Here is a 23,186-nt window from a genome sequence, read left to right as displayed (position 1 = left end):
CTGCAAGAAAGCATCTGCAACAGCGAGCAAATCGCTGATCGACACTATTCATCCATACCAGCCAGAGGATACATAGCATGCAAGGTATTCAGGATAAGGTCGTCGTCATCACTGGCGCGAGCAGCGGTCTGGGAGAGGCCACGGCACGCCGGTTGGCTCAGGGAGGCGCCAAGCTGGTGCTGGGTGCGCGCCGCATGGAGCGGCTGCAGGCCATCGCCGACGAGCTCTCGCTGGGCGATGACGCTATCGTGCGCACCGACGTAACCGACCGCGAGCAGGTAGAGGCGCTGGTCAACCGTGCCATCGAGCTGCACGGCCGAGTCGACGTCATGCTCAATAACGCCGGCGTGATGCCCCACTCGCCCCTTGATCGCCTCAAGGTAGATGAGTGGGAACGGATGATCGACGTAAACATGAAAGGCGTACTCTACGGCGTCGCCGCAGTGCTACCGCATATGCAGACTCAGAAGAGCGGGCAGATCATCAACGTCTCCTCGGTAGCCGGGCATAAGGTAAGACCGGGCAGCACTGTGTACTCAGCGACCAAGCATGCCGTTCGCATCATCTCGGAGGGGCTTCGCCAGGAGGTCAAGCCTTACAACATCCGCTCGACCATTCTCTCCCCCGGCGCCGTCGCGACCGAGCTTCCCGACAGCATCTCGGAGCAGGATGTGTCCGATACGGTCCACGACTTCTACAAGCAGCACGCAATTCCTGCCGACTCCTTCGCACGCGCGGTAGAGTTCGCCATGAGCCAGCCTGAAGACGTGGACATCAACGAGATTCTCTTCCGGCCTACCAGCCAGGATCTTTAATCTTCCGACATTGGAACCTGAAACCCGGCACAGGGCGCGGGCGCCACATTCTGGCCTCGCGCCCTTTTTCATTGACGGAAAAAGCGCTGGCAACTTTCACCCTATAGCTGTTTCCGCCAACGGTCCTCGACGGTCTCTAGCTCAGCCGGTCCGTAACGAGCAGCAGGTTGGTCACTATGATAGGCCCAGAGCTGGTCACCGCAATCGTAATGCCACCATTCGCTTGGGAGGTTGGTGAAGCCTTGGGCTGCCATCGCGTTATACAACAAGCGTCGATTGTCTCTGGCGACACGCTGTCGCTCGGTCGGGGCCTCGACCTCTTCCAGCGACACGGTATGTGATTCGCTCACCGCCTCATCAAACAACGTCCCCATGTCGAGCGTGATCCCATCAGCATCACATAGCGTGACATCCACCGCCCCACCGGTCAGGTGAGGGCTGGGGGCTTGCTGGCTGCGGCTAGGTACCGACACAAACTCGCGAGTACGTACCGTCAGTTCTGCCTCGCTCAAATCGCTGTGATGTGCTCGCAATGACTCGTAGAGAGTATCGAATAAGTATTGCTGCACCCGCCAGGGGCGCCAGCCATCCAGTACCACCAGCCCCATGCCGTCGGGAAGTGAACGTGCCACCTGGAGAAGACGGCGATAGGTGGTCTCCCTGACGTAGCACTCATCGACAGCGCCGGGCACCCCTTGCTTGGCATATACCGGAAACACCTTGATGGGCAGAGGTGCCAGACCGAGAGGCACCAATGGCTCATCACTCTCATTGATCGGAATCTGGCTCACTTTGGACCAGTCAGGCTCGCCCATGTGGGGAATAGGTGTCGCAAAGGACTTATTTGCCCTTTCTTTCAATGTTGGCATCGTTCTTTACCCTAAGACCGTCGGCAACCAGAGCGTCAGCGACGGGAACACAATTAAAATCAGAAGAACCCCAATAGCCATGAGCACAAACGGCCAGATCGTCCGAAACAGCGACACGATTTCAAGCCGGCTCACGGCGGCGGCAACGTACACACACGCCCCCATCGGCGGAGTAATCAACGCGATGGTGATGTTGAGCGTGATGATGATGCCCAGGTGCACCGGGTCGATACCTGCCATCATGGCGACCGGGGAGAAGATCGGCGTCAAAAGCATCAAGGCCGACACCTCTTCCATGAACATACCGGTCACGAAGGTGATGCCACTGAGCATCAGCAGAATAACGATAGGGTCTGCGATGTAGGGCGTGAGCAACTCGACAAACTGGGTCGGCACCTGAGCGTATGACAGCAGCCAGCTTATCGTCGCCGATGCCGCCATGATCAAAAATATCGCCGAGGTGAGGCGCGTGGTTTCGACAATCGCCTGCCAGAAATCGCGCAGCGTCAGATTACCCAGCACCATGCCGCAGAGCGCCACATAGAGTGCAGTGAGTGCGCCAGACTCCGTCGGCGTGACAAACCCCATGACGATACCCGCCACGATGATGAAGGGCGCGACCAACGCCGGCAGAGCGCCCAGTGCAGCCACCCCAAGCTCTCGTACTGATGGCAAACCGCCTTGCTTGGGCATCCCGTGTCGCCAGGCATACCAGGCGTTCATCCCCATGAAGGCAACGCCCAGAATCAGTCCGGGTATCACCCCCGCCAGAAACAGGTCACCCACAGACGTGTTGGTGAGGGAGGCGTAGAGAATCATGAAGATACTGGGCGGAATTATTGGCCCGATCAGCGAGCTACCGGCCGTCAAACCGGCCGCGAACGCAGTCGAATAGCCGTCCTTGCGCATCGCGGGCACAAGCAACGAACCGAGTGCAGAGGTATCGGCGACGGCAGAGCCGTTCACACCGGCGAAAAACACACTCGATACGACATTGACGTGCCCCATCCCCCCGCGGAAATGGCCAACCAGTAGCCGCGCCAGCCCCATCAGCCGATCGGTCAGGCGACTGGCATTCATCAGGTTACCCGCAAGGATGAATAACGGAATCGCCATCAGGGAGAACACGTTGATACCGCTAAAGAATTGCTGCGGCATCATGCGAGGTACCATGCTGAAATCAACGAATAGGAAGCCGACCAAAGCAGTCGTCAGCAAGGCAATGAAAAGAGGCAGCCCCAGCAAAACATGGGCCAGGAAGACCCCCAACATGGTGAGTGTCATTCGACTTCCTCCGCGAGTGTCTTGAGCGGTGCGGGGCCATAGAGCAATGCCTGCCAGGCAAGCAGGGCAAAGCCAACTGGAACAGACAGCATCGGAATGGTGCGGCTGATCCCCAGCCCAGAGCTGGTAAACATCGACACTGACATCGCGTAGCGGTAGCTCACCACTGCACCACCAATGGCCAAACTGAGTGTCAGAAGCCATTGGTAAACGTTCAGCATCCGGCATAGGCCTGATGGAAGAAGTCGCTCTATAAGCGCCACACGCATGTGCCCGCCTTCGACCCAGACAGCACCCGCTGCCAGCAACACACTGGCGATAATGAGATACCGTGCAAGCTCATCAGTCCATATCGGTGCGCCGCCCGCGATGTAGCGCATGAAGACGCCGTAGAGAATGGCCAGCAAGTCGATGAGCAACAAGCTACTGGCAAGCCACAGAGTGGCCTTCTGGCTCACCAGAAGGCTCCGAGAGCGTAGAGATAACATAGAAGTAAGAGTCCCAACTGCAACGGGCAGAGAATTCCTCTCTCTGCCCGCGAGTGCTATGCCAAACTGCACCGCCCAAGGAGCGGCGCAACACTGCTTACTTGCCGAGGGCGTTCATGCCGGCATCTTCAAGCGCCATATCGATCCACTTCTGTTCGATACCCTGCTCGGAGAGCCACTCTAGGTACGCTGGCTGACCCTGTTCTCGGAAGGCATTGAGTTCTTCCTCTGTCGGGCGGATCACCTCCATTCCCTGCTCTTCGAGATAAGCGATACGACCATCGACTTTAGCTTCATTTTGCTCACGCGCCATGGTGTTGGCTTCGGCCACGGCCTCCATGAAGTTCGCTCGCATTTCCTAATCCCAACCGTCGATCATGGCGCCATTGCCTACCAAAAACTGGTCGGAATATTGGATGTTCGCCAGGGTCAAGTAATCCTGCACTTCGTACAGGCTGCCGAGGATGATATACATCGGCGGATTCATCTGACCGTCTGCGACACCGGTTTTGAGGGCCATGTAGACTTCGGTCCAGGGGATCGGGGTACCGGACGCCCCAAAGGCTTCATACAGCGCGACCTGGCTTGGGTCCATCGCACGGAAACGCAGGCCATCGAAGTCAGCGGGCGAAGAGATAGGCTTCTCATCGTTGGTGAATGCCAGGAAACCGCCCTCTTCGACCACGGCCAATAACTCTGCACCAGTGCGCTCGCGCAGCGCCGCCTCAACATTGTTCCAATACTGGCCTTCGTCAAAGAAGGTACGCGCTGAGGCAAAGTCATCGAACAAGAAGGGAATGGCGCTGACGAAAATCTCCGGCACTACCGGCGACATGCCCGCAAAAGAGGCGATGTTGAGGCTAGGCGAGTTCATCACCTGCTCCATGCGCTCCTGCTCTTCACCCAGCATGCTATTGGGGTACAGCTTTAGCTCGATTTCGCCGTCGGTTTTCTCGGCGACCAGCTGTTTGAGATTGGTGGCGAAAGCATGGACGGCATTCTTATCAGCGTCAGGAGCACCGTTATAGCTCAGATTTACCGTGGTTGCGGCTTGGGCACTCGTGGCTAGGGATGCCATGACACAGGCTGAGGCAAGAGTGGTAAGCGCAAATTTCCGAGACAGGTCCATGTCGGACTCCTCTGTGAAGGATCTTGTATAGTTATGTCATCGGCTCACCCATGTGGCCTTGCATGTCAGGCTATGAGCACCTCTGTTGCCTTTGCAATACACTAGGTGTTGCGATTACGACAACAGCCGCGGTGCATCGCTGTTAAAAAAGCGCATACCTCGCTGCAAATGCTGAAGACATGCTTCCGCCGATACCGTTAGCTCGCGGCCCTGGCGGCTGACAATCTGAGCCGTAGCACCATTAAGAGCCGGGTGCGCCATTTCCAGAATGCCGATCTCTGCATTATCGAGTGCGTCAATGACGGTAAGCTGCGGCATGAAGGTGACACCGATCCCTGACACCACAAAATTCCTGAGTACCGCCACCGAATTGGTGTGAAGCCGCGCCTGTAAGGGAATGCGCTCTTGATGAGCAACCGCATTGACAAGATGACGCATACCAAACGGGTTGTTCATCAGCCCCAGCGGATATCTTTCAATGTCTTGCAGTAATACTTGCCGTTTCAATGCCATCAGCGGATGGCCAGCGGGAACGATCAGGTCAAGGGGATGCCTGGTTTCAACGTGGCATATCAGTTGTGCGTCAACGGGCGGGGCGTAAAGCAAGGCAAAATCCACATGCCCCTGGATGACCAGGTCTATGGCCTCATCCATTCCCGCCATGGTGACGTCGAGTTCAATACCTGGATAAGCCGTCATGAAGGACTCCAACGGCTCGGAAACCAGGTCAGCGATGAAGCCTTCTCCCACCGCGATGCTGACCTGCCCACTGACTAAACCCTGTAGCTCCTGAAGTTTCGATAGCACTACCTTCTCGGCAGACACTTGGCCTTGAAAATGATCAACCAGAAACTGACCTGATTCTGTCACCTGGACACCAGATGAGTGGCGATGAAGCAAGGCCACGTCCAGAGATTCTTCAAGTGCTTTTACCTGACGACTGACCACAGACACATCTATATTCAGATGATCTGCTGCTCGTCGAAATGACCCTCTACGCACTACTTCACATAGATACGCCAATGCGCGCTGATTCAACATGAGATAAAACGTTACCTACGATTTGAGTTGGAAAGCCAGAGTTACTAATGCAACCCATTCCGCGGCTACCTAATTCGAGCTCGGCATACCATGATTAGGTCTTTGGCTTTTTCTACTCGAGATTGCAGCCTGTGCGGCTCATCTGTCCGGTATACCCCATAATCATCAGCGGACCAAACGCGGGGGATGGCTCGTGGCATTATCCTTGAATGAGCCGAACTGCCGTTCACATCTGGATGACACCTTGCCATCAACACCGAAGCGGCCGTGGCGCTCGCCTACTTGAACTAGTGTCAGCCGGGTACCGACGCCCCGCGGAAAGAAAGAGGCCGGCACCTAATGGATGCCAGCCCCTAGTCAGGATCGTTTAGCTGTCACCGGACGTTTGCCCCATCAGGCCATTCTAAGACCGAGGATCTCTCGGGCCTGCTGCCAGGTGGCCACAGGACGCTCATATTGCTCGCAAAGTGCCACAGTACGCTCGACCAGCGCTGCATTGGAGGGTGCCAGGGAGTCACGATCGAGACGCATGTTGTCCTCGAGACCCGTGCGAGTGTGCCCGCCCGCAGCGATCGACCACTCGTTGAGCAGCAGCTGGTTGGCGCCGATGCCGGCACCACACCAGTGAGCGTCCGGAGCGAGCCGGTGCAACGTTTCCACATAGAAATCAAAGGTCGGCTTGTCCACTGGCATGGCGTTCTTGACCCCCATCACAAACTGGACATAGAGCGGGGCCTTGAGCTTGCCCTGCTTGGAGAGGCTCACCGCCTGATGGATATGCGACAGGTCGAATGCCTCGATCTCGGGTTTGATGTCGTACTTCAGCATCTCGCCGGCAAGCCACTCCACCAACTGCGGGGAATTCTCGTAGACCCGGGTGGGGAAATTATTGGAACCCACTGCGAGGCTTGCCATGTCAGGCTTCAGTGGCAGCATGGCGCCACGCTCCTCGCCAGCCCCAGAGCGCCCGCCGGTGGAGAGCTGGATGATCATCCCCGGGCAGTGCTTCTTGAGGCCTTCCATCAATCTGGCGAACTTCTCGGGGGCTGAGGTCGGCGATTGGTCGTCATTGCGCACATGGCAATGGACGATGCTGGCCCCAGCCTCGAAGGCCGCCTGGGTGCTCTCGATCTGCTCCTCGATGGTGACAGGAACGGCAGGATTGTTTTCCTTGCGCGGCAGGCTGCCGGTGATGGCAACGCAGATGATACAGGGATTGGACATGTGACCTCACTTACCCCGCAACGCATTTAAGGTGCGAGATAATGATGTGATGGTTAGAGAAATATAGCGTCGGCAGAGCACCTACGCCGCCTGGATCACAGCAATCAGCCTTTCGGCAAACTGCGCCGGCACCTCTACGGAAGGCACATGGCCCACTCCCTCGAGGATTTCCAACAGCGCGCCGTCGAGCTCGACGGCCAGGGCCTTGAGGGTCGCCGGCGGGGTCGCCATGTCCTCGCTGCCGCCGAATAGCTGAACCTTCACACCCTTCCCAGATAGCTTGCCGGTGAAGACGTCGCGGCCCAGCATCTCGCAAAGCTTGGCGTAGGAATCGTCGTCGCCGCGGCCCATCTGGGTGCACCAGCCGTCCTTGAGTGCCGGCTCGGACTCGAAGCAGGCCGGGGCGAACCAACGCGGTACGATTTCCTCGGACATTACCGCTAAGCCTTCCTGACGCACGCGACTGGCACGGGTATTCCACAGCTCGGCGTTACCAATCACCGCACCGGTATTGGTCAACGTCGCCGAAAGCAAGCGCTGGGCGTGGTACTCGATTAGGGACTGGCCCACCACACCACCGATGGAAGTCCCGGCGAAGTGGAAGCGATCGGCACCGGCATGCTCAGCCAGTGCCAATGCCTCGCCCGCCAGGTCGCCCGGAGTAATCGGCCCCTCGCCCCAAGCCTGACTGGCGCCATGGCCAGGCAAGTCCCAGGTCAGCACCCGGTAGCGTGGCAGCAACACCGGTAGGATGTCGTCCCACACCGCCTGGCTCATGCCCAGAGGATGGGCCAACATCACTAGGGGATTGGCCTCAGAACCTAACAGCCGATAAGCCACGCTGCGGCCGTGGATGTTTAGAAATGCCATATCAATCTCTCCGTTCGTTGCCACGGGACTAACCGACAAATCCTGATGTCGGCTTCCGTATCGCCCTTCGGGCTCTCTTAGGCCCGCTCGATCAGCGTAGCGATACCCTGCCCCACGCCCACGCACATAGTGCACAGGGCATAGCGCTTGCCGGTCTTCTGCAGCTCATGGGCGGCGGTCAGCATCAGGCGCGCACCGGACATGCCCAGCGGATGGCCAAGCGCAATGGCGCCGCCGTTGGGGTTGACCCGCGGGTCGTCGTCCTTGAGCCCCAGGTCGCGCATGCAGGCGAGCGCTTGGGCGGCGAACGCCTCGTTCAACTCGATCACGTCGATCTCGTCGAGCGACACGCCGGTACGCTCGAGCAGCTTTTTCACCGCGGGCACCGGGCCATAGCCCATGATCCGCGGCTCGACGCCGGCGGTGGCCATGCCAAGGATCTTCGCCATCGGCGTGAGGCCGTGCTGCTCCACCGCAGCGGCGCTTGCCACCAGCATGGCGGCGGCGCCGTCATTGACGCCGGAGGCATTGCCGGCGGTCACGCTGCCGCCGTCGCGAAACGGTGTGGACAGGCTCGCCAGCTTCTCGAGGCTGGTTTCGCGCAGGTGCTCGTCCTGGTCGAAGATCAGCGGCGTCTGCTTGCGGCGCGGGATCTCGATGGCGGTAATCTCCTCGGCAAAGCGCCCCGCCTGCTGGGCAGCGGCGGCCTTCTGCTGGGAGCGCAGGGCGAAGGCGTCCTGGTCCGCGCGTGCAATGGCGAACTGCTCGGCCACGTTCTCGGCGGTCACGGGCATCGAGTCAACGCCATAGGCCTGCTTCATCAGCGGGTTGATGAAGCGCCAACCGATGGTGGTGTCCTCGATCTGCTGGCCGCGTGAGAAGGCGCCGTCGGCCTTGCCCATTACGTAGGGCGCCCGGGACATCGACTCCACGCCGCCGGCCAGCGCCAGCTCCATCTCGCCGGCCTTGATGGCACGGAAGGCGGTGCCCACCGCATCCATGCCGGAGCCGCACAGGCGGTTCAGGGTGGTGCCGGGCACGGAAGTTGGCAGGCCAGCCAGCAACAGCGACATACGCGCCACGCTGCGATTGTCCTCGCCGGCCTGGTTGGCGCAGCCCATGAAGACATCATCGATGGCCGCTGGATCGAGACCGGGGGCCTCGGCCAGTACCGCCTTGAAGATGCTGGCGGCAAGATCGTCGGGGCGTACGCTTGCCAGCGTGCCACCGAAGCGGCCCACGGCGCTGCGCCGCGGATGACAAAGGAATACGTCGCTCATGATTTAGGCTCCTGGAATTCGCCGATAGAACGCGGCGAGCGATGGCCGTTATAGCGTGAATTTACTCGCCGGCGTGCTGGCGTTCGGTTCTGTCCTTCAGCTCGCGCAGGATCTTAAGCTCAAGCTCGGAGGGCTCTGGGGTGCTCTCAAGCTCGCCGCTGAAGCGGATCTCCCAGCCGGTGGCCTCAATCACATCCTCGCGGCTCACGCCTGGATGCAGCGACACCACCGTGAGCTCCTTGGTCTCAGGATCGGGTTTCATCACGCAGAGATCGGTAATGAGGCGAGTGGGCCCCTTGCCGATGTTCGGCACGCCGTCGCGGCCCTTGCCGTCGCGACCGAAGCCCAGGGTGGTGACGAAGTCCACGTCCTTCACGAAGGCTCGCTTGGAGTGCTTCAGGGTGATGAAGACCTCGCCCGCGTTGGTGGCGATCTCCGGCGCCCCGCCGCCGCCCGGCAGGCGCACCTTGGGTGCCTGGTAGTCGCCGATCAGGGTGGTATTAAGGTTGGCGAAGCGGTCGATCTGCGCGGTACCCAGGAAGCCCACGTCGACCTTGCCGCCCTGCAACCAGTAGCGGAACATCTCCGGCACCGCGACGGTGGTCAGGGCCGACTCGCACAGTTCGCCGTCACCGATCGAGAGCGGCAGCACGTCGGGCTTGGTTTGCAGGGTGCCGGACTCGTAGATCAGCACCACGTCGGGGGCATGGGTCAGGCGGGCCAGGTTGGCGGCCTCGGAGGGCAGGCCGATGCCGACGAAGCAGGTCATGCCGTTTTCGAGTGCCCGGGCGGCGGTGACGCTCATCATCTCGGCCGAGGTGTATTCGATGCTCATGCGGATACCCCTGCTGCGTTGAAGACGTTCTCGTCGAGCCACTTCGTGAAGGTGTCGCGGTCGCGGGCGATGGCGTCCCACTCCTTGTAGAAGCGGTTGTGGCGCGGGTAGTAGCCGTGGGCATAGGAAGGCAGCGCGCCCTTCTCGGCTACGGCAATGGCATCGATGGCCCAGCCCGGGATGATGCAGGTGTTGGGGTGGTAGCCCGATTCAGCGGTCAGGTCCTCGACGATCTCCTCGACGGTGACGATGCTCTTCTTCGCTGCCAGCACGGCCTCCTTCTGCACACCGACGATGCCCTCCACCAGCACGTTGCCCTTCCGGTCGGCCTTCTGAGCGTGGACGATGGAGACATCCGGACGCACCGCCGGCACCGCCGCCAGGCGCTCGCCGGTAAACGGACAGTCGATGAACTTGATCTGATCGTTGACGTTGGGCAGCTCGCTGCCCACATAGCCGCGCAGCACCGCCAGCGGCAGGCCAGCGGCGCCGGCCTCGAAGGCACAGGCCATGGCCGCATGGCTGTGCTCGAGGATCTCTATCCGGTGAGGCCAGCCGTTCTCCACTGCATCACGCAGGCGGTGCAGTGAACCCACGCCGGGATTGCCCCCCCAGGAGAAGATCACCTTCCGCGCGCACCCCGCGCCGATCAACTGATCGTAGATCAGGTCAGGAGTCATCCGTATCAGGATCAGGTCACGTTTCTTCTGACGGATCACCTCGTGACCCGCGGCAAAGGGAATCAGATGGGTAAAGCCTTCCATGGCCACGGTAGCGCCGTCCTCGACGTATTGCGCGACCGCGTCATGCAGGCTGAGAAACTCGGCCATGGGGATGCACCTCTCTGGTGGTGGACTCGAAGACCGTTCCTAAGAAGCAGTCAACTAAAGTTCGCTATACGTACATATGTTTGCTTTGCGAACGAATCTAGCGCCAACGCCGGCAAGCGTCAAACGCAGGGAGACATCGCCCATCCCCCTTATGACGGGATAGCGTGTGATAACCCACTGCCAGCAGAATGTTTTTTACTCTGAACAGATCTGTCGAAACGCGACCAAAGTATAGGCTCGACGGGAAGAACGGCCTGACAAGGAAGGGGCCAAAAATGTTCGCCAGGCGAACATATGTGCTAGATTCGAGCGAAGGTCAGTATCCGCAGACACCACCATCAGGCAGAGGGAAACTGAATGCAGGAAGACATGATAAGTCCGGATGACCGCGACTTCGTCACGGCACTGGCTAGCGGAATGGAGGTGATCCTGGCCTTCGATGACACCACCCCTCGCATGACCCTGAGCGAGGTGGCCAGCAAGACGGGAATGAACCGGGCTCGGGCCCGGCGCTTTCTTTTAACGCTCCATGCATTGGGCTATGTCCGCAAGCAGCAGCGCCACTTCGAGCTAGCCCCCAAGGTACTGAACCTCGGCTATGCGTTTCTTTCCGCCAACAACTATCGCAGCGTGATCCAGCAGATTCTCGAGGACATCACCACCGAGTGCGGCGAATCCTCATCGCTGGGCGTGCTGGACGGCGAAGATGTCACCTATGTGGCCCGCTCCTCGTCAAGGCACCGGCTCATGGCCATCACGCTCTCGGTGGGCACGCGCCTGCCCGCGGCCCATACCTCCATGGGACGGGTGCTACTGGCCCAGTTGCCGGATGCCGATCTTGACGCCTTTCTGATGCAGGTGGCTCTCGAACCGCACACCGACAAGTCGATCACCGATAAGGCCGAACTCAAGCGCCGCATCCTCGACGTGCGCAAGCAGGGTTACGCGATCGCCGACCAGGAACTCGACTCCGGGTTGCGCTCGGTGGCCGTGCCGGCCTTCGATGCCAACGACAGACTGCTGGGCGCAATCAACATCAGTACCAATGCAGCCCGCATCGACTATGACACTCTGATCCGCCAGTACCTGCCACTGCTGCAGGAAAAGGCCCGACAGATAAGCGCCAGCGTCAGTTGACGCTTGCTGCCATCAACGCATCAATCAGTATCTAGCAGGACTTTTGCTCGGTAAGCCATTTAACCCAGGCGACGCCACCACGGCTTGCTTGGTGATAAGGCGGCTTACTGGCCGTCATTGGCCGTTTCTCACTGCAAGTCAGCACCTTTCTGTTCACAAGATCGACCGCACACCTCGTGTCGCCTTCAGAAAAATCCAATCTGGTCAAATTGGCCGTGGGGGCAGCTGTCATTGCCAGGCTGGCCTGCTGACAATACGAGTCAGCAAGGAAACAAAACGTATCGCTCACGCTACAGCTCGCGTTATCAGAACTCCTTGTAGACAAAGGCTCCATGCGCCACGAGAAAAGGGCCACCGGTGATATGGAGAGACCCACAACAAGACTTCCGAGGTGACACCATGGACAAGACTCGACTTGAAGGAAAAAATTGCCTGATCACAGGTGCTGCGCGTGGCATGGGGGCCGCCGTTGCTGAACATTATGCTGAACAGGGCGCCAATGTGTGCGTGGCAGACCTCAACATCGACGGATGCAACGAGGTCGTGGCACGCATCAAGGAGAAGGGTGGCAAAGCCATCGCCGTGAAGCTTAACGTGACCGAGCGTGACCAGATGCAGGCCGCCGTCAAGGCCACCGTCGATGCCTTTGGCAGCCTCAACGTCATGGTCAACAATGCCGGCATCAACAAGCCGCTGATGTTCTTGGACATCACAGAAGAAAACTGGCATCAGATCATGGACGTCAATGCCCTGGGTTGCCTGATCGGCATGCAGGAGGCCGGCAAGCAGATGATCGAGCAGGGCAAGGAGAACGGCCCCTACAAGATCATCAATGTCGGCTCCATTCTCTCCCGTCAAGCGTTCGACGATGTGGTGCCGTATGCTTGCAGCAAGCATGCCGTGCTGGCGATGATCAACGGCGGCGCCAAAGCGCTGGTGGATCACAATATCACCGTGAATGGCTATGGCCCCGGGGTCGTGCGTACTGAACTGTGGGAGCAGCTGGACAAGGATCTGGTCAGCATCGGCAAGTTCGACAAGCAGGGCCAGTCCATGGACGAGCTTGCCGAGAAGATGATTCTGATGAAACGCTACTCCTACCCGGAAGATGTAGTGGGCACCGCTTCCTTCCTGGCTAGCCCGGAGTCGGACTACATGACCGGCCAACTGCTGATGATCGACGGTGGCATGATCATGCAGTGATGCCACCGGCAACCCGGCGGGTGGCTCAGTAGTACCCCCTGTCGCGCATCAATCGATCGGCCCTGTCCTGTGCCATGGACAGGGCCTTCTTGATGGAGCGGCGCCCGTCGAGCATTTCGAATAGTTCATGCCCGGCAATGCCGATCAGATCGGTTATTCCTGGCACCGGGGGACGCGGCCAGGCCTGGAGAATGTCCTTTCGTGCCATCCCATCTACCACATCGATGAGCGGTGACAATGATGAAACCTCAGGGTCGCGACTGACACTGAAGCGCGGTGTGACAAGGCTACCGTTCATGATGTAGAGCTTCGACAGGCCGGCAGAAGTCAACGTTTTCAGGGCGCTCCAGGCCGCTTCCACGCGCTCCTCGGACAGGTTGGACGGAATGGCCAGTGCATAGCCGCCGATCGGGGTGATAGGAGCGCCATGGTTACCGACCGGGTGGGGAAGATATCCGGTATTCCCCCAAGCAGGAGACGCCTGATTGAGCTCGAAAAGGGGAGCAAGCAACGTGTAATTGTAGGCCATGCAGGACTCGCCCGACGCATAGGACTTGGCACGCTCGTACCAGGTCATGTTGAGGATGTTCGGTGGCGAATATTTCAGGATATCCAGCATGTATTCACAGGCGCGAAAGGCCTCATCCGACTGGAACATCGGCCGATACTCTTCGCCGGACACGTGCTGGAAGTCATAACCGTCCCGGGTGCTTCGAAGGTTGATGATCGGCTGGCCATATTTCGCCATCAGGAAGGCAAACGTATGGCCCAGCGGCGTACCCCGCGCAGCGTTCCAGGCAATGCCGTAGCGCCCCTTACCGGGATCGTGCAAGCGCCTGGCGACCTTGATCAGTTCTTCGGTGGTGGTCGGGGGATCCAGATGTTCTCGCTCGAAGATATCCTTTCGATAACACAGAAGCTCTGGCGTCGTCTGGACCGGAATACCGTACTGCTTGCCGGCATACTGCGAACTCTGAATGGCCATGGGGTGGAAGTCGGACAGGTCATGGCCATCCCGCGCCAGCAAGGGGTCTAGGGGCAGCAGCATATCCTGAGACGCCAACTCACCGAACCAGGGGAGGTCACAGGCGATGACATCGTACCGGGACTTTGCCAGGCGCGCGTTGGAAAGGATTTCCGACCGTAGACCATCGATCGACTTCGCCTTGTTCTTGATATCCACCCCAAACACCGCCTCCAGTTGCCGCTTGAGGTTGTGCATGGCCATGAACGTCGGGTCGGCATGAACCAATACACGCAGCCCTCCTTTCAGCTCGAGGCGCTGAGAGAGAACGGCGGGCGGCGGTATGACGGCGGAGGTCTCGTCGGCCTTTCCCAGCAAGATACGTCTGTCCTGGCCAGAGCCAGCATCCACACCAAAGGTTGTTCCCAGTAAGGATTTGATCCGAATCGCATAGGCTTCCCATTCGTCGATCAGTGCCGCAGACGGATGGAGTGACACCGTCTTGCCCGACTTCATCCGGGGACGCGACACGATCAGGCCGCGCTTGAGTATACTCTCGATACCTCGTTTGGCAGTGCCGTAGGACAGACCAGAGGCATCGGCCAGAGAAGTGGGCGTCGTGAGCCGCCCCACCAGGTGGTTGCGCATGATATGGGTCATCATGCGCATCTCCCGGTAGCCATGGTTGATGGAGAGTGACTGCTCGGTTTCCTCCTCGAGCTGTTCGATGAAGTCGATGAACCTCGCAAGCTCCGTATTCGAGAGCTTCGACATGGGTATCTGGGGCAGTGTGTCGTAGGGCCCCTCCGGATGCCCCGCGACCGATTCATCGATCATTCTCACCTCAAGCATATCAATGGACTCTGTATCGAAAGTACCTCTCACCTCCCCTGCCGGCAATCATCATCCTGCACCATCGACGATCAGCCGAATGCCCAGCAGGATAAGCAGCGTGAGAATGATCCGGAAGAATAGCTCCCCACTCAGACGCTTCTGAATGACAAGCCCCAGTCGTACCCCGAGCCAGGCGACGGGGATCATCAGCAGGGCCAGCGTCAGATTCTCGACGTTGAGAAAACCGAGCAAGCTGTATGGCACCAGCTTGACGAGATTGGCAGCGGCCAGAAAGACCACGGCCGTGCCCAGAAACGCTTCCTTGGATAGCCTGGACTGAAGCAGGTAGAAGTTCAGCGGCGGACCACCAGCATGGGCGATGAAGCTGGTGAAACCGGCGATCCCCCCACAGAGCCCGCCTATCCAGGATGGCATCACGCGACCACGGAAGGGCTTGAACACCCCCCACAGGCCGAACAGGATCGAGAAGACCCCCAGCAGCACCTTGAGCAGGTCATCATCGAAGAGCCCGTACGTCAGATAGCCGATCGCGACGCCCAGCACAGCCGGAGGGAACATCAGCCACAGTAGCGAGCCGACACGATATCGCCACCAGGCACGCAGGCTGAAAGCATCCATGACGATCAACAGCGGCAGCATGACAGCCACGGCATAGGCCGGACTCGCCTTCAGCGAGATCAGGGGCACGGCCACCACCCCGACGCCTCCGGCGAATCCCGACTTCGAGATGCCGGTGATCAACACCGCCACGATCATCAGGATAATGAACTGCCAGTCATACACCATTTGACGCCTCATGCTTTCCGGAACGGAATGAAAAAAGGGCCGTGCAAACACGGCCCACATCGGAAGAACTTGCTGTGCTCGGCTGCCACTTCAAGTCCACCCAGGCGGAGGTGGCAGCCTGTCCGCCCTGTCAGAGGACCTGGCAGACCTCATCGAACTCAAACCGATCCTGGCGCGGGAAGAGCGCCGAGGCATCGCCGTATCCCAGATTGCAGAGGAAGTTGCTCTTCACCTGGCCATCGGGGAAGAACTCTTCATCCACGGCCGCATTGTTGAAGCCGGACATCGGCCCGGCACTCAGTCCCAACGCGCGAGCGGCCAGGATAAAGTAGCCGCCCTGGATGGAGCTGTTGCGAAAGGCCGTGGTGTTGATGAAGTCGGTCTTGCCCTCGAACAGCGACTTGGCATCCTTGTTGTGAGAAAACATTCGCGGCAGATGCTCATAGAATTTCGTGTCGTAGCCCAGCAAGGCCACCACTGGCGCCTTCATGGTCTTATCCTGGTTGCCGGGAAGCAGTGCTGGCTTGAGCCTTTCCTTGGCTTCCTGGCTTCTCAGGAACAGTATCCGAAGAGGCTGGCAATTCATCGAGGTCGGGCCGAAGTGCATCACTTCATAGAGCTCGCGAAGCTTATCGTCGCTCACGTCCTTATCCAGCCAGACGTTATGTGTCCGGGCAGCGGTAAACAGCGTCTCGATAGCATTCTGGTCAATGGCGGTCATATGACATACCTCTGGTAGAACAGTGGGTTATTGTGTGTCGCACTCTCAGCTTGCCTTCAAGCCGAAATCATATTTCAGATGGCGGAAGGGAACGTCCATCGAGCGTCCATCCGGTGCCTTGCCTGGCGGAAACAGCTCATACTCCGTAACCAGAGAATCCTTGACGCCGAAAACGGCATCAGAATTGAGGTAGGGGTCGTTCTCGGCGAACACCTGAGTGACCAGGGTCTCGAACCCCTCTGCCATCAGCATGAAGTGCACATGGGCGGGCCGATAGGGATGTCGACCGGTGACCTCCAGCATCTTGCCGACGGGGCCATCCGTAGGGATGGGATAAGGAGAAGGCGTTACCGTCCAGAAGGCATATTGCCCCTGATCGTCGGTGGTAAACCGGGCCCGCAGTGACGCACTCTCGAGCTCTTTCTGGACGTCATAGAAGCCTTCGCTGTCCGACTGCCAAACGTCGATGACAACATTGGCCAGTGGCTCGCCGCGCTCATCATGAACCCGCCCCTCAACGAAAAAGGGCTCGCCTGCGACGTTCCAGTCGATGGATTCGCCTCGGGCGACCTCGGGCGGGTCAGCGACATAGAAAGGCCCCAGCACGGTGCTTTCCGAGACCATCGGGTCCGAGGTCTGGTGGTTGATGGCATCGACCAGCATCGTCACTCCAAGGGTATCGGAGAGCAGAATGAACTCCTGGCGCTTGTCGTCGCACATCTGGCCGGTCCGGGTCAGGAAGTCGATGGCCTGGGTCCACTCCTTCTCCGTGGGCTCCACCTCACGCAGAAAGGCGTGCAGGTGCGTTACCAGGCTATTCAGGATCGTCTTCAATCGCTCATCCTGACAGCCGGAGAACTCCTCGATCACCGCCTCTGTGATGTTATCTGCGTTCAGGTTGCGCATGGCATTACCCTCTCCTTGTGTCAGCGGCGGGCTCGATGGCCGGCAGTCCGGCGAGGCGCTCGGTATGATGCACCGTGGCGATATAGTCGTCTTCGCCATACCCCGTGCCGATCAAGGAGGTATAAGCCTCGCGCATCTGGGCAGCGAGAGGCACCGGCACGCCGGCGCTATGAGCACAGCCGAGAATCAGGTCGAGATCCTTGGCCATCTGGGCGGCCGAAAAGGTAGAGGTGAAGTCTCGCTGACTCAGAGGCGGCACCTTGTACTGCACCATCGGCGAGCCCACGGCGCTATCGGCGACCAGCTCGAGCATATCGTCCCAGCCGATATTGCCCTTGCGGGCCAGGGTCAAGGACTCACCCAGCATCCCGGCGCTGACCGCGATCATGAGATTGATCGCCAACTTGGCATAGCGACCCTGCTCCTCCTCACCCAGCCAGTACTGGGCCTTGGTGAAGCTCTGCATCACCACAACGGCCTCATCCAGCGCCTCGCGGGGACCGGAGACCATGGCCGACAGGGTGCCGGCTTCGGCCGCCACCGGATTGCCCGACACTGGGCTGCGCAGATAGGCGATACCGCGGGCTTCTGCAGCGCGCGCCACCTTAGCGGAGGCCTCGATACTCACGGTACTGGTCTCGATCAGCGTGGCCCCCGGAGCCATCTTGCCGATCAGATCCCCAGCCTCGAGGCAAAGCCCCAGCAAAGCCCGGTCATCGGGAATCGAGACCAGCACCAGGGAACAGCCGTCGATGGCGCTGGCCAGGTCAGGATGAGGTGTGATGCCGGCCTGCTCGGCCAGCGCCATGCGTTCGGTGCTGAGGTCGAAGCCATGAACCTCATGTCCTGCGGCAGCGATACGGGCCGCCATGGGCAGACCGAGCTTGCCCAGGCCCACCCAGGCCACCTTGTGTGTGGTTGTCATTGGGCTGTCTCCTCGTGTTGTTGCCGTGCCTGCAGTTCGGCGTAGATGCGATGGCCGGACGCCTCAAGTTCACGCAGACCGTCCTCGACATCGGCCACCAACCGGCCGTGTCGCTTGTGAAATTCCCCCGCGACCATGACGCTGTCGACATTGGCGAGACTCGCCTGCATGACGACGCTGGACACCGGGTCGCTAACCGGCTGCATGTTGAGCAGGTTGCTGTCCAGCAGCACGATGTCGGCTTGCTTGCCGGGGGTGAGACTGCCGATGCGGTCATCGAGGCCCAGAGCCCGCGCGCCGTGGAGAGTGATCCACTCCAATGCCTCGCGGGTGCGCACGGTAGAAGTGGCGGGGATGCTGCCCTGTTCCCGGCGCGAGGCGTCGTTGTCCAGCGAGCGCTGCATCCCCAGTGCTGCACGCGCCACGGCGAACATGTCGCCAGAGATCACCGATTCGAGATCCACCCCCAGCGACACGACGCCGCCATGGCGGCGAACATGGCCAGTGATCGGGAAGCCGTGTCCCTGGGTCATCTCGTTCTCAGGGGCAATGGAGAAGGTCACACCCTGCTCGCAGAAGCGGGCCAGTTGGCCATCATCCAGGCTCTGGCCGTGCACGATGTTGATGTCCGGCCCCAGCAGTCCACGCTCCTCGATAACATCCCAGCCACCGGGGCTCACGGCCTCACCGCCGCCCTGATGCATGGAGGCCACCAGCCCGAACTCCTTGGCGAGTTCGAAGTCGTGCAGCGAGACATCCAGGGTCGAATAGTGCGGCCCCAGGATCGCGAGGCCCAGGGTCACCCGCCCCTGCGGATCCCCCAGCGGCCCAGCCAGCAGCCGCTCCACCTCACTGCGGGGATGAGGAATCTCGCTGAAATGGGGCTGGCCGGGCTTGGGATCCGGCTTGGGCGAGCCGTGAAAGAAGACGGCGCGGATACCCGACTCCTGCAGCCCCCTGACGGCGGCATCGGTATGCTCAGGCGTGGGGTTGTTGTGACACCAGTCTCCTAGGGTGGTGGCTCCGCAGTTGAGCTGATTCAGCGCACCCAACCGCGTTGCGACATGGATGTCCTCTGGGGTGAACAGTGTCGCCAGGCCACGGTGCACATGGCCGAAGTATTCCAGCAGCGTCCAGTTGGCGGCGACACCGCGCAGGGCCGTCTGCCAGGTATGCATATGGGCATTGACCAGCCCCGGAATCAGGATGCCGCCGCGACAGTCGACGACCTCGGCATCCTCGGCGGACAAATCGTGCCCCACGGCTAAAATGCGGTCGTTTTCCACCAGGACCTGGCCCTGGGTCAGATCGCCGATGGCCGGATCAAGGGTCAGTACGGTGGCATTGGTCAGCAATATCTTCATGCGTCGGTAGCCTCCAGGGTTTCGGGGCGACGACCGGCATAGGCATCATCCAGCAGCCGATGGATGCCATTGGCCTCGATCTCACGGGGATTCCAGTAGGGGTTAGCGGTGGCAATCTGCGTGGCACGTTCGATGTCGCCCCCCTCCAGGCCAATGTCCCGCAGGGCGAGGGGGGCCCCCACGGATCGCGCCAAGTCGTAGAGCCCCGCAGCGGCATCCGCTGTGCCCAGCGCCCGGGCGATGCGCACCATCGCTTCCGGGGCGGCTGCGGCGTTGTAGGCCACGGCATGGGGCAGCACAATGGTGTGGGTCTCGGCATGCGGGAGATTAAAGGAGCCGCCCAGGGTGTGGCAGAGCTTGTGATGCAGTGACATGCCCACCGAGCCGAGACAGGCGCCGCACAGCCAGGCGCCATAGAGGGCATCAGAGCGTGCCCCGGCGTCGCCGGGGGTGCCGGCAATCGTCGGCAGGCTGCGTGCCAAGGCCGCTATGCCCTCCTCCGCCATCATCGAGACGATCGGGTTGCGATCCTTGGCATAGAGGGCTTCCACGGCATGGGCGATGGCATTGATACCGCTGGTGCCCGACATACCCACGGGTAGCCCGAGCGTCAGGTCGACGTCGTAGATGACCGTCTCGGGCAGTACCTTCAAGGTCCGTTGGGTGGTCTTGAGGCCGTCCTTCGTCTCACCGAGGATCGGCGTCATCTCGGAACCGGCATAAGTGGTGGGAATGACGACCTGGGGTAGATCGGTGCGCAGGGCAATCGCCTTGCCAAGCCCGATGGTGGAACCGCCCCCGATAGCCACGACACCATCGGCGCCAAGCGAGGCCAGATCGTGCATGGCTTCCTCGGTTGTCTCTACCGGGGTATGCATGCGGGCCCCGGCGAAGACACCTGCTCCCAGCTCACCGAGCTGTTCCAGCACCTGGCGTGCCTGACCTTCCTGCTCGGGCGTGGAAAGCACCAGCACCCGATGGCAGCCCAGCGCCTGGACCTCCTCCGCCACCCGGGCCAGGGTGCCCTGGCCGAAGATGACCCGAGAAGGCAGGCCATTGTAGATAAACGGCATCATGATGTTGTCCTTGTTGATTGGATGAGCCACGGAGCGGGCATCAGGCGGCTGGCTGATCGACCGACGTGCCGGCACTTGTCACGTACTGCCCGGTGATGGCCTGCACCAGCGCATCCTCTGACACAGCATCGCCATCGAATTCGGCGGTCACCTGCCCGTCGTACATGGCGATGATGCGATTACTGACGCCCAGGACTTCGGGCATCTCCGAGGAGATCACCAGCACCGCATACCCAGTTCTGGCCAGTTCCTTGATAAGGGCATGGATCTCCGCCTTGGAACCGACATCGATGCCACGGGTCGGCTCGTCGAGAATCAGCAGTTTGGGGTGGGTATGCAGCCACTTGCCGATGACGATCTTCTGCTGGTTGCCGCCGCTGAGGTTGCCGACCTTCTGTCGCCAGCTGGGCGTCTTGATCTTCATCGCCTGCTGATACTTGTCGTAGACCTGCTTCTCTGCAGCGGCCTTCATGAACCCTCTCGTGGAAACGCTCTCCAGGCCTGCAAGGGTCATGTTGTCGCGACAGTTCATCCCGAGGATCAATCCCTGGTCTTTGCGATCCTCCGGGACCAGCGCGATCCCCTGGGCGACTGCATCGTGGGAAGACCGCAGTTGTGCGACCTGGCCATCGAGCAGGATCTCGCCACCCGAGGGCTTGCGCAGGCCAAAGATGGTTTCCGCCACCTCCGAGCGCCCGGCCCCGACCAGGCCGTACATACCAACGATCTCGCCCTTGCGGACATTGAAGCTGACATCCTTGAACACCCCGTCGACCGTAAGGCCGCGCAACTCGAGCATGTTCTTGCCGAAATCCTTCGGCTTGCTGTCATGGTCCAGTTCGAGGCTGCGGCCGATCATCAACTTGGTGACCTCATCCTCATTGGTATCAGCAGTGTTCACTGTGCCGTTGTACTCACCATCCCGAAGCACCGAGATCCGCTGCGAAAGATGGAATATCTCGTCCATACGGTGGGAGATGTAGACGATGCCGACTCCCTGCTCACGCAGGGTATTGATGATGTCGTATAGCACGGGCTTTTCGTGGTCGGTAAGCGACGCCGTCGGCTCATCGAAGACCACCACTTTTGGTGTGAACACAAGGGCTCGTGCGATTTCGACCATCTGCTTCTTGGCGATAGAGAGATCGCTTACCATGTCCTTCGAGCTGAAGGAGCACTTCAGACGGTTGAGGATTTCCGTGCTCTCCCGGTGCAGGGTCTTCCAATCGACCAAGTTGCCCCACTTCTTGGGCAGGCTGCCCAGGAAGATGTTTTCGGCCACCGACATCTCCGGCACCAGCGACTGCTCCTGATGAATCAGCACGATGCCGCTCTTCTTGGCGCGCTTGGGATTATCGAAGACCTTCTCTTCCCCCTCGAGCAGGATCTGGCCACCATTGGGTTTGTGCTTGCCGGCCAGCACTTTCATCAGCGTGGACTTTCCCGCACCGTTTTCACCAAGCAATGCATGGACCTCACCGGCCCGAACATCGAAGCTGACCTTGTTGAGCGCGATCACCCCTGGAAACTTCTTGGTGATGTCCACCAGCGAGAGGATGGGGGTATCTCCCCGCCCAGGCGCCCCTGAGGTATGTGTCACAGTTGCAGTGCTCATGCCTGCACCCCCTTGGAAGACTTGAGGTTGATCTGCTGATCGATGATCAGCACGGAGATCAGGATCACCCCGAGGATGACCAGCACGTAGAAGGCCGGCACCTGCATCATGTTCATACCGTTGCGCAGGACTCCGATAGCCAGCACGCCCCCCAGGGTGCCCGTAATGCTGCCGTAGCCGCCGGTAAGCTTGGTGCCGCCGAGCACAACAGCTGTGATGGTCCAGAGCTCGTAGTCCCGGCCAAGGTTAGGCGTCGAGGCCCCCATCTGAGTGGCCAGCAGGACACCGGCCAGGGCCGCGAAGAAGCCGACAATCATGAAGTTGATCATCATGTTTCGGCCGATCCGGATGCCGGCATCCAGGGCCGCCTCGGGGTTGCCCCCCACGGCGAAGGTGTTACGGCCATGGCCAGTTTTCCTGAGCACCAGGTGCATCACCAGGGTGCAAAGCAGGAAGATGATGGCCAGCACGGGGATGGGGCCGATGGTGCTGGCACCGAAGTCAGAAAAGGCGAAGTTGCTGGCGTAGAAAGACTGCTCTTCGGTATAGACAAAGATCAGCCCTCGCACCCCAATCATCGCGCCGAGGGTGACGATGAAGGCGTTGACCCCCGTCTTCCAGACGAGCAGACCATTGAGGGCCCCCAACGCCACGCCTGTAGCAATGGCGGCCAGCACCGCCACGGTCAGGCCGTAGTCCTGCAGCCCCACCGAAAGTGACGCCGCCAACCCCAGGGTGGCCCCCACGGAGAGATCAATGTTGCCGTTGATCATCACGTAGGTCATGCCCAGAGCGATCAGCCCGATGGTGGAGGTCTGGACGAGGATGTTTGCCAGGTTGCCCACCGACAGGAAATAGTCGGACATGACGCTGAAAAAGATGGTGATGGCGACGACGAAGACCCAAATCGGCTGGATGAACGAGCTGCCGCTCATGAAACGCTTCATATCAATCATGGTATTCACCCTG

21 protein-coding genes and 1 pseudogene are annotated in these 23,186 nt (G+C 60.1%); 3 read left to right on the top strand and 19 right to left on the bottom strand.

Annotation, left to right across the window (positions count from 1 at the left end; genetic code table 11):
- Positions 1-77: 77 nt before the first annotated feature.
- The gene (locus Q2K57_RS15580) at positions 78-815 is read left to right on the top strand and encodes an SDR family oxidoreductase (RefSeq protein WP_112055371.1); all 738 of its coding nucleotides are present in this window, start codon (positions 78-80) and stop codon (positions 813-815) included.
- A gap of 101 nt (positions 816-916) precedes the next feature.
- Here Q2K57_RS15580 and Q2K57_RS15575 read toward each other — a convergent pair whose 3' ends face one another.
- From Q2K57_RS15575 to Q2K57_RS15530, 10 genes and pseudogenes are all read right to left on the bottom strand, one after another.
- A complete protein-coding gene (locus Q2K57_RS15575) occupies positions 917-1,684 on the bottom strand; it encodes a M15 family metallopeptidase (RefSeq protein WP_304525616.1) in 768 nt (255 codons plus the stop codon).
- A gap of 6 nt (positions 1,685-1,690) precedes the next feature.
- Positions 1,691-2,968 (bottom strand): TRAP transporter large permease, encoded by a 1,278-nt coding sequence (locus Q2K57_RS15570; protein WP_112055372.1) that lies wholly within the window; start codon positions 2,966-2,968, stop codon positions 1,691-1,693.
- Entirely contained in the window at positions 2,965-3,426 is a 462-nt protein-coding gene (locus Q2K57_RS15565) for a TRAP transporter small permease (RefSeq protein WP_304525615.1), read from the bottom strand. Before Q2K57_RS15565 ends, Q2K57_RS15570 begins: the two co-directional genes overlap by 4 nt.
- Positions 3,427-3,553: 127 nt before the next feature.
- A pseudogene (dctP, locus tag Q2K57_RS15560) lies at positions 3,554-4,585 on the bottom strand (TRAP transporter substrate-binding protein DctP).
- A 114-nt stretch (positions 4,586-4,699) separates the two neighbouring features.
- The gene (locus Q2K57_RS15555; RefSeq protein WP_112055375.1) at positions 4,700-5,626 is read right to left on the bottom strand and encodes a LysR family transcriptional regulator; all 927 of its coding nucleotides are present in this window, start codon (positions 5,624-5,626) and stop codon (positions 4,700-4,702) included.
- Between the two features lie 393 nt (positions 5,627-6,019).
- Positions 6,020-6,850: a 3-keto-5-aminohexanoate cleavage protein gene (locus Q2K57_RS15550; RefSeq protein WP_112055376.1), complete on the bottom strand. Its 831-nt coding sequence runs from the start codon at positions 6,848-6,850 to the stop codon at positions 6,020-6,022.
- Positions 6,851-6,931: 81 nt separating this feature from the next.
- Positions 6,932-7,720: an alpha/beta fold hydrolase gene (locus tag Q2K57_RS15545; RefSeq protein WP_304525614.1), complete on the bottom strand. Its 789-nt coding sequence runs from the start codon at positions 7,718-7,720 to the stop codon at positions 6,932-6,934.
- 77 nt (positions 7,721-7,797) lie between these two features.
- Positions 7,798-9,000 carry a 3-oxoadipyl-CoA thiolase gene (pcaF, locus tag Q2K57_RS15540; protein ID WP_304525613.1) on the bottom strand — a complete coding sequence of 401 codons (1,203 nt, stop codon included), beginning with the start codon at positions 8,998-9,000 and terminating at the stop codon, positions 7,798-7,800.
- A gap of 61 nt (positions 9,001-9,061) precedes the next feature.
- Positions 9,062-9,829 (bottom strand): CoA-transferase subunit beta, encoded by a 768-nt coding sequence (locus Q2K57_RS15535; protein WP_304526716.1) that lies wholly within the window; start codon positions 9,827-9,829, stop codon positions 9,062-9,064.
- A 2-nt stretch (positions 9,830-9,831) separates the two neighbouring features.
- Positions 9,832-10,665, bottom strand: a complete 834-nt coding sequence (locus Q2K57_RS15530; RefSeq protein WP_304525612.1) for a CoA transferase subunit A — start codon at positions 10,663-10,665, stop codon at positions 9,832-9,834.
- 357 nt (positions 10,666-11,022) lie between these two features.
- On the opposite strand from Q2K57_RS15530, the gene Q2K57_RS15525 reads away from it, so the two are divergent.
- On the top strand, positions 11,023-11,802 hold the full coding sequence (locus tag Q2K57_RS15525; protein WP_112055381.1) for an IclR family transcriptional regulator C-terminal domain-containing protein: 780 nt from the start codon (positions 11,023-11,025) through the stop codon (positions 11,800-11,802).
- A 399-nt stretch (positions 11,803-12,201) separates the two neighbouring features.
- On the top strand, positions 12,202-13,005 hold the full coding sequence (locus Q2K57_RS15520) for an SDR family NAD(P)-dependent oxidoreductase (protein WP_092523832.1): 804 nt from the start codon (positions 12,202-12,204) through the stop codon (positions 13,003-13,005).
- Positions 13,006-13,030: 25 nt separating this feature from the next.
- Here Q2K57_RS15520 and Q2K57_RS15515 read toward each other — a convergent pair whose 3' ends face one another.
- The 9 genes from Q2K57_RS15515 to Q2K57_RS15475 all read right to left on the bottom strand — a co-directional run bounded on the left by Q2K57_RS15515 (position 13,031) and on the right by Q2K57_RS15475 (position 23,173).
- Complete coding sequence (locus Q2K57_RS15515) at positions 13,031-14,869, bottom strand: ABC transporter substrate-binding protein (RefSeq protein WP_304525611.1); 1,839 nt, start codon at positions 14,867-14,869, stop codon at positions 13,031-13,033.
- Positions 14,870-14,872: 3 nt separating this feature from the next.
- Positions 14,873-15,610: a sulfite exporter TauE/SafE family protein gene (locus tag Q2K57_RS15510; RefSeq protein ID WP_304525610.1), complete on the bottom strand. Its 738-nt coding sequence runs from the start codon at positions 15,608-15,610 to the stop codon at positions 14,873-14,875.
- Between the two features lie 130 nt (positions 15,611-15,740).
- Positions 15,741-16,331, bottom strand: a complete 591-nt coding sequence (locus Q2K57_RS15505) for a malonic semialdehyde reductase (RefSeq protein ID WP_304525609.1) — start codon at positions 16,329-16,331, stop codon at positions 15,741-15,743.
- A gap of 45 nt (positions 16,332-16,376) precedes the next feature.
- Positions 16,377-17,237, bottom strand: a complete 861-nt coding sequence (locus Q2K57_RS15500) for an intradiol ring-cleavage dioxygenase (RefSeq protein WP_304525608.1) — start codon at positions 17,235-17,237, stop codon at positions 16,377-16,379.
- 4 nt (positions 17,238-17,241) lie between these two features.
- Positions 17,242-18,162 carry an NAD(P)-dependent oxidoreductase gene (locus Q2K57_RS15495; RefSeq protein ID WP_112055386.1) on the bottom strand — a complete coding sequence of 307 codons (921 nt, stop codon included), beginning with the start codon at positions 18,160-18,162 and terminating at the stop codon, positions 17,242-17,244.
- The gene (locus Q2K57_RS15490; RefSeq protein ID WP_304525607.1) at positions 18,159-19,526 is read right to left on the bottom strand and encodes an amidohydrolase family protein; all 1,368 of its coding nucleotides are present in this window, start codon (positions 19,524-19,526) and stop codon (positions 18,159-18,161) included. Before Q2K57_RS15490 ends, Q2K57_RS15495 begins: the two co-directional genes overlap by 4 nt.
- Complete coding sequence (locus tag Q2K57_RS15485) at positions 19,523-20,599, bottom strand: maleylacetate reductase (protein ID WP_304526715.1); 1,077 nt, start codon at positions 20,597-20,599, stop codon at positions 19,523-19,525. The genes Q2K57_RS15490 and Q2K57_RS15485 overlap by 4 nt, the downstream gene beginning before the upstream one ends.
- A gap of 43 nt (positions 20,600-20,642) precedes the next feature.
- Complete coding sequence (locus tag Q2K57_RS15480) at positions 20,643-22,217, bottom strand: sugar ABC transporter ATP-binding protein (protein WP_304525606.1); 1,575 nt, start codon at positions 22,215-22,217, stop codon at positions 20,643-20,645.
- Positions 22,214-23,173, bottom strand: coding sequence for an ABC transporter permease (locus tag Q2K57_RS15475; protein WP_304525605.1), 960 nt, complete (start codon positions 23,171-23,173; stop codon positions 22,214-22,216). Before Q2K57_RS15475 ends, Q2K57_RS15480 begins: the two co-directional genes overlap by 4 nt.
- Positions 23,174-23,186 lie beyond the last annotated feature (13 nt).

The organism is Halomonas sp. I5-271120, assembly GCF_030553075.1.
GTDB lineage: Bacteria > Pseudomonadota > Gammaproteobacteria > Pseudomonadales > Halomonadaceae > Onishia > Onishia taeanensis_A.
Note: the sequence above shows the minus strand (reverse complement) of the source record. Positions and strands in the feature narration are given on the sequence as shown.

Coding starts and splice junctions, on each gene's coding strand:
- Q2K57_RS15495 (WP_112055386.1), bottom strand. CDS start 18,162: ATGACAACCACACACAAGGTGGCCTGGGTGGGCCTGGGCAAGCTCGGT.
- Q2K57_RS15530 (WP_304525612.1), bottom strand. CDS start 10,665: ATGGCCGAGTTTCTCAGCCTGCATGACGCGGTCGCGCAATACGTCGAG.
- Q2K57_RS15500 (WP_304525608.1), bottom strand. CDS start 17,237: ATGCGCAACCTGAACGCAGATAACATCACAGAGGCGGTGATCGAGGAG.
- Q2K57_RS15550 (WP_112055376.1), bottom strand. CDS start 6,850: ATGTCCAATCCCTGTATCATCTGCGTTGCCATCACCGGCAGCCTGCCG.
- Q2K57_RS15480 (WP_304525606.1), bottom strand. CDS start 22,217: ATGAGCACTGCAACTGTGACACATACCTCAGGGGCGCCTGGGCGGGGA.
- Q2K57_RS15570 (WP_112055372.1), bottom strand. CDS start 2,968: ATGACACTCACCATGTTGGGGGTCTTCCTGGCCCATGTTTTGCTGGGG.
- Q2K57_RS15485 (WP_304526715.1), bottom strand. CDS start 20,599: ATGCCGTTTATCTACAATGGCCTGCCTTCTCGGGTCATCTTCGGCCAG.
- Q2K57_RS15575 (WP_304525616.1), bottom strand. CDS start 1,684: ATGCCAACATTGAAAGAAAGGGCAAATAAGTCCTTTGCGACACCTATT.
- Q2K57_RS15475 (WP_304525605.1), bottom strand. CDS start 23,173: ATGATTGATATGAAGCGTTTCATGAGCGGCAGCTCGTTCATCCAGCCG.
- Q2K57_RS15580 (WP_112055371.1), top strand. CDS start 78: ATGCAAGGTATTCAGGATAAGGTCGTCGTCATCACTGGCGCGAGCAGC.
- Q2K57_RS15555 (WP_112055375.1), bottom strand. CDS start 5,626: ATGTTGAATCAGCGCGCATTGGCGTATCTATGTGAAGTAGTGCGTAGA.
- Q2K57_RS15505 (WP_304525609.1), bottom strand. CDS start 16,331: ATGACCGCCATTGACCAGAATGCTATCGAGACGCTGTTTACCGCTGCC.
- pcaF (WP_304525613.1), bottom strand. CDS start 9,000: ATGAGCGACGTATTCCTTTGTCATCCGCGGCGCAGCGCCGTGGGCCGC.
- Q2K57_RS15520 (WP_092523832.1), top strand. CDS start 12,202: ATGGACAAGACTCGACTTGAAGGAAAAAATTGCCTGATCACAGGTGCT.
- Q2K57_RS15525 (WP_112055381.1), top strand. CDS start 11,023: ATGCAGGAAGACATGATAAGTCCGGATGACCGCGACTTCGTCACGGCA.
- Q2K57_RS15545 (WP_304525614.1), bottom strand. CDS start 7,720: ATGGCATTTCTAAACATCCACGGCCGCAGCGTGGCTTATCGGCTGTTA.
- Q2K57_RS15510 (WP_304525610.1), bottom strand. CDS start 15,610: ATGGTGTATGACTGGCAGTTCATTATCCTGATGATCGTGGCGGTGTTG.
- Q2K57_RS15490 (WP_304525607.1), bottom strand. CDS start 19,526: ATGAAGATATTGCTGACCAATGCCACCGTACTGACCCTTGATCCGGCC.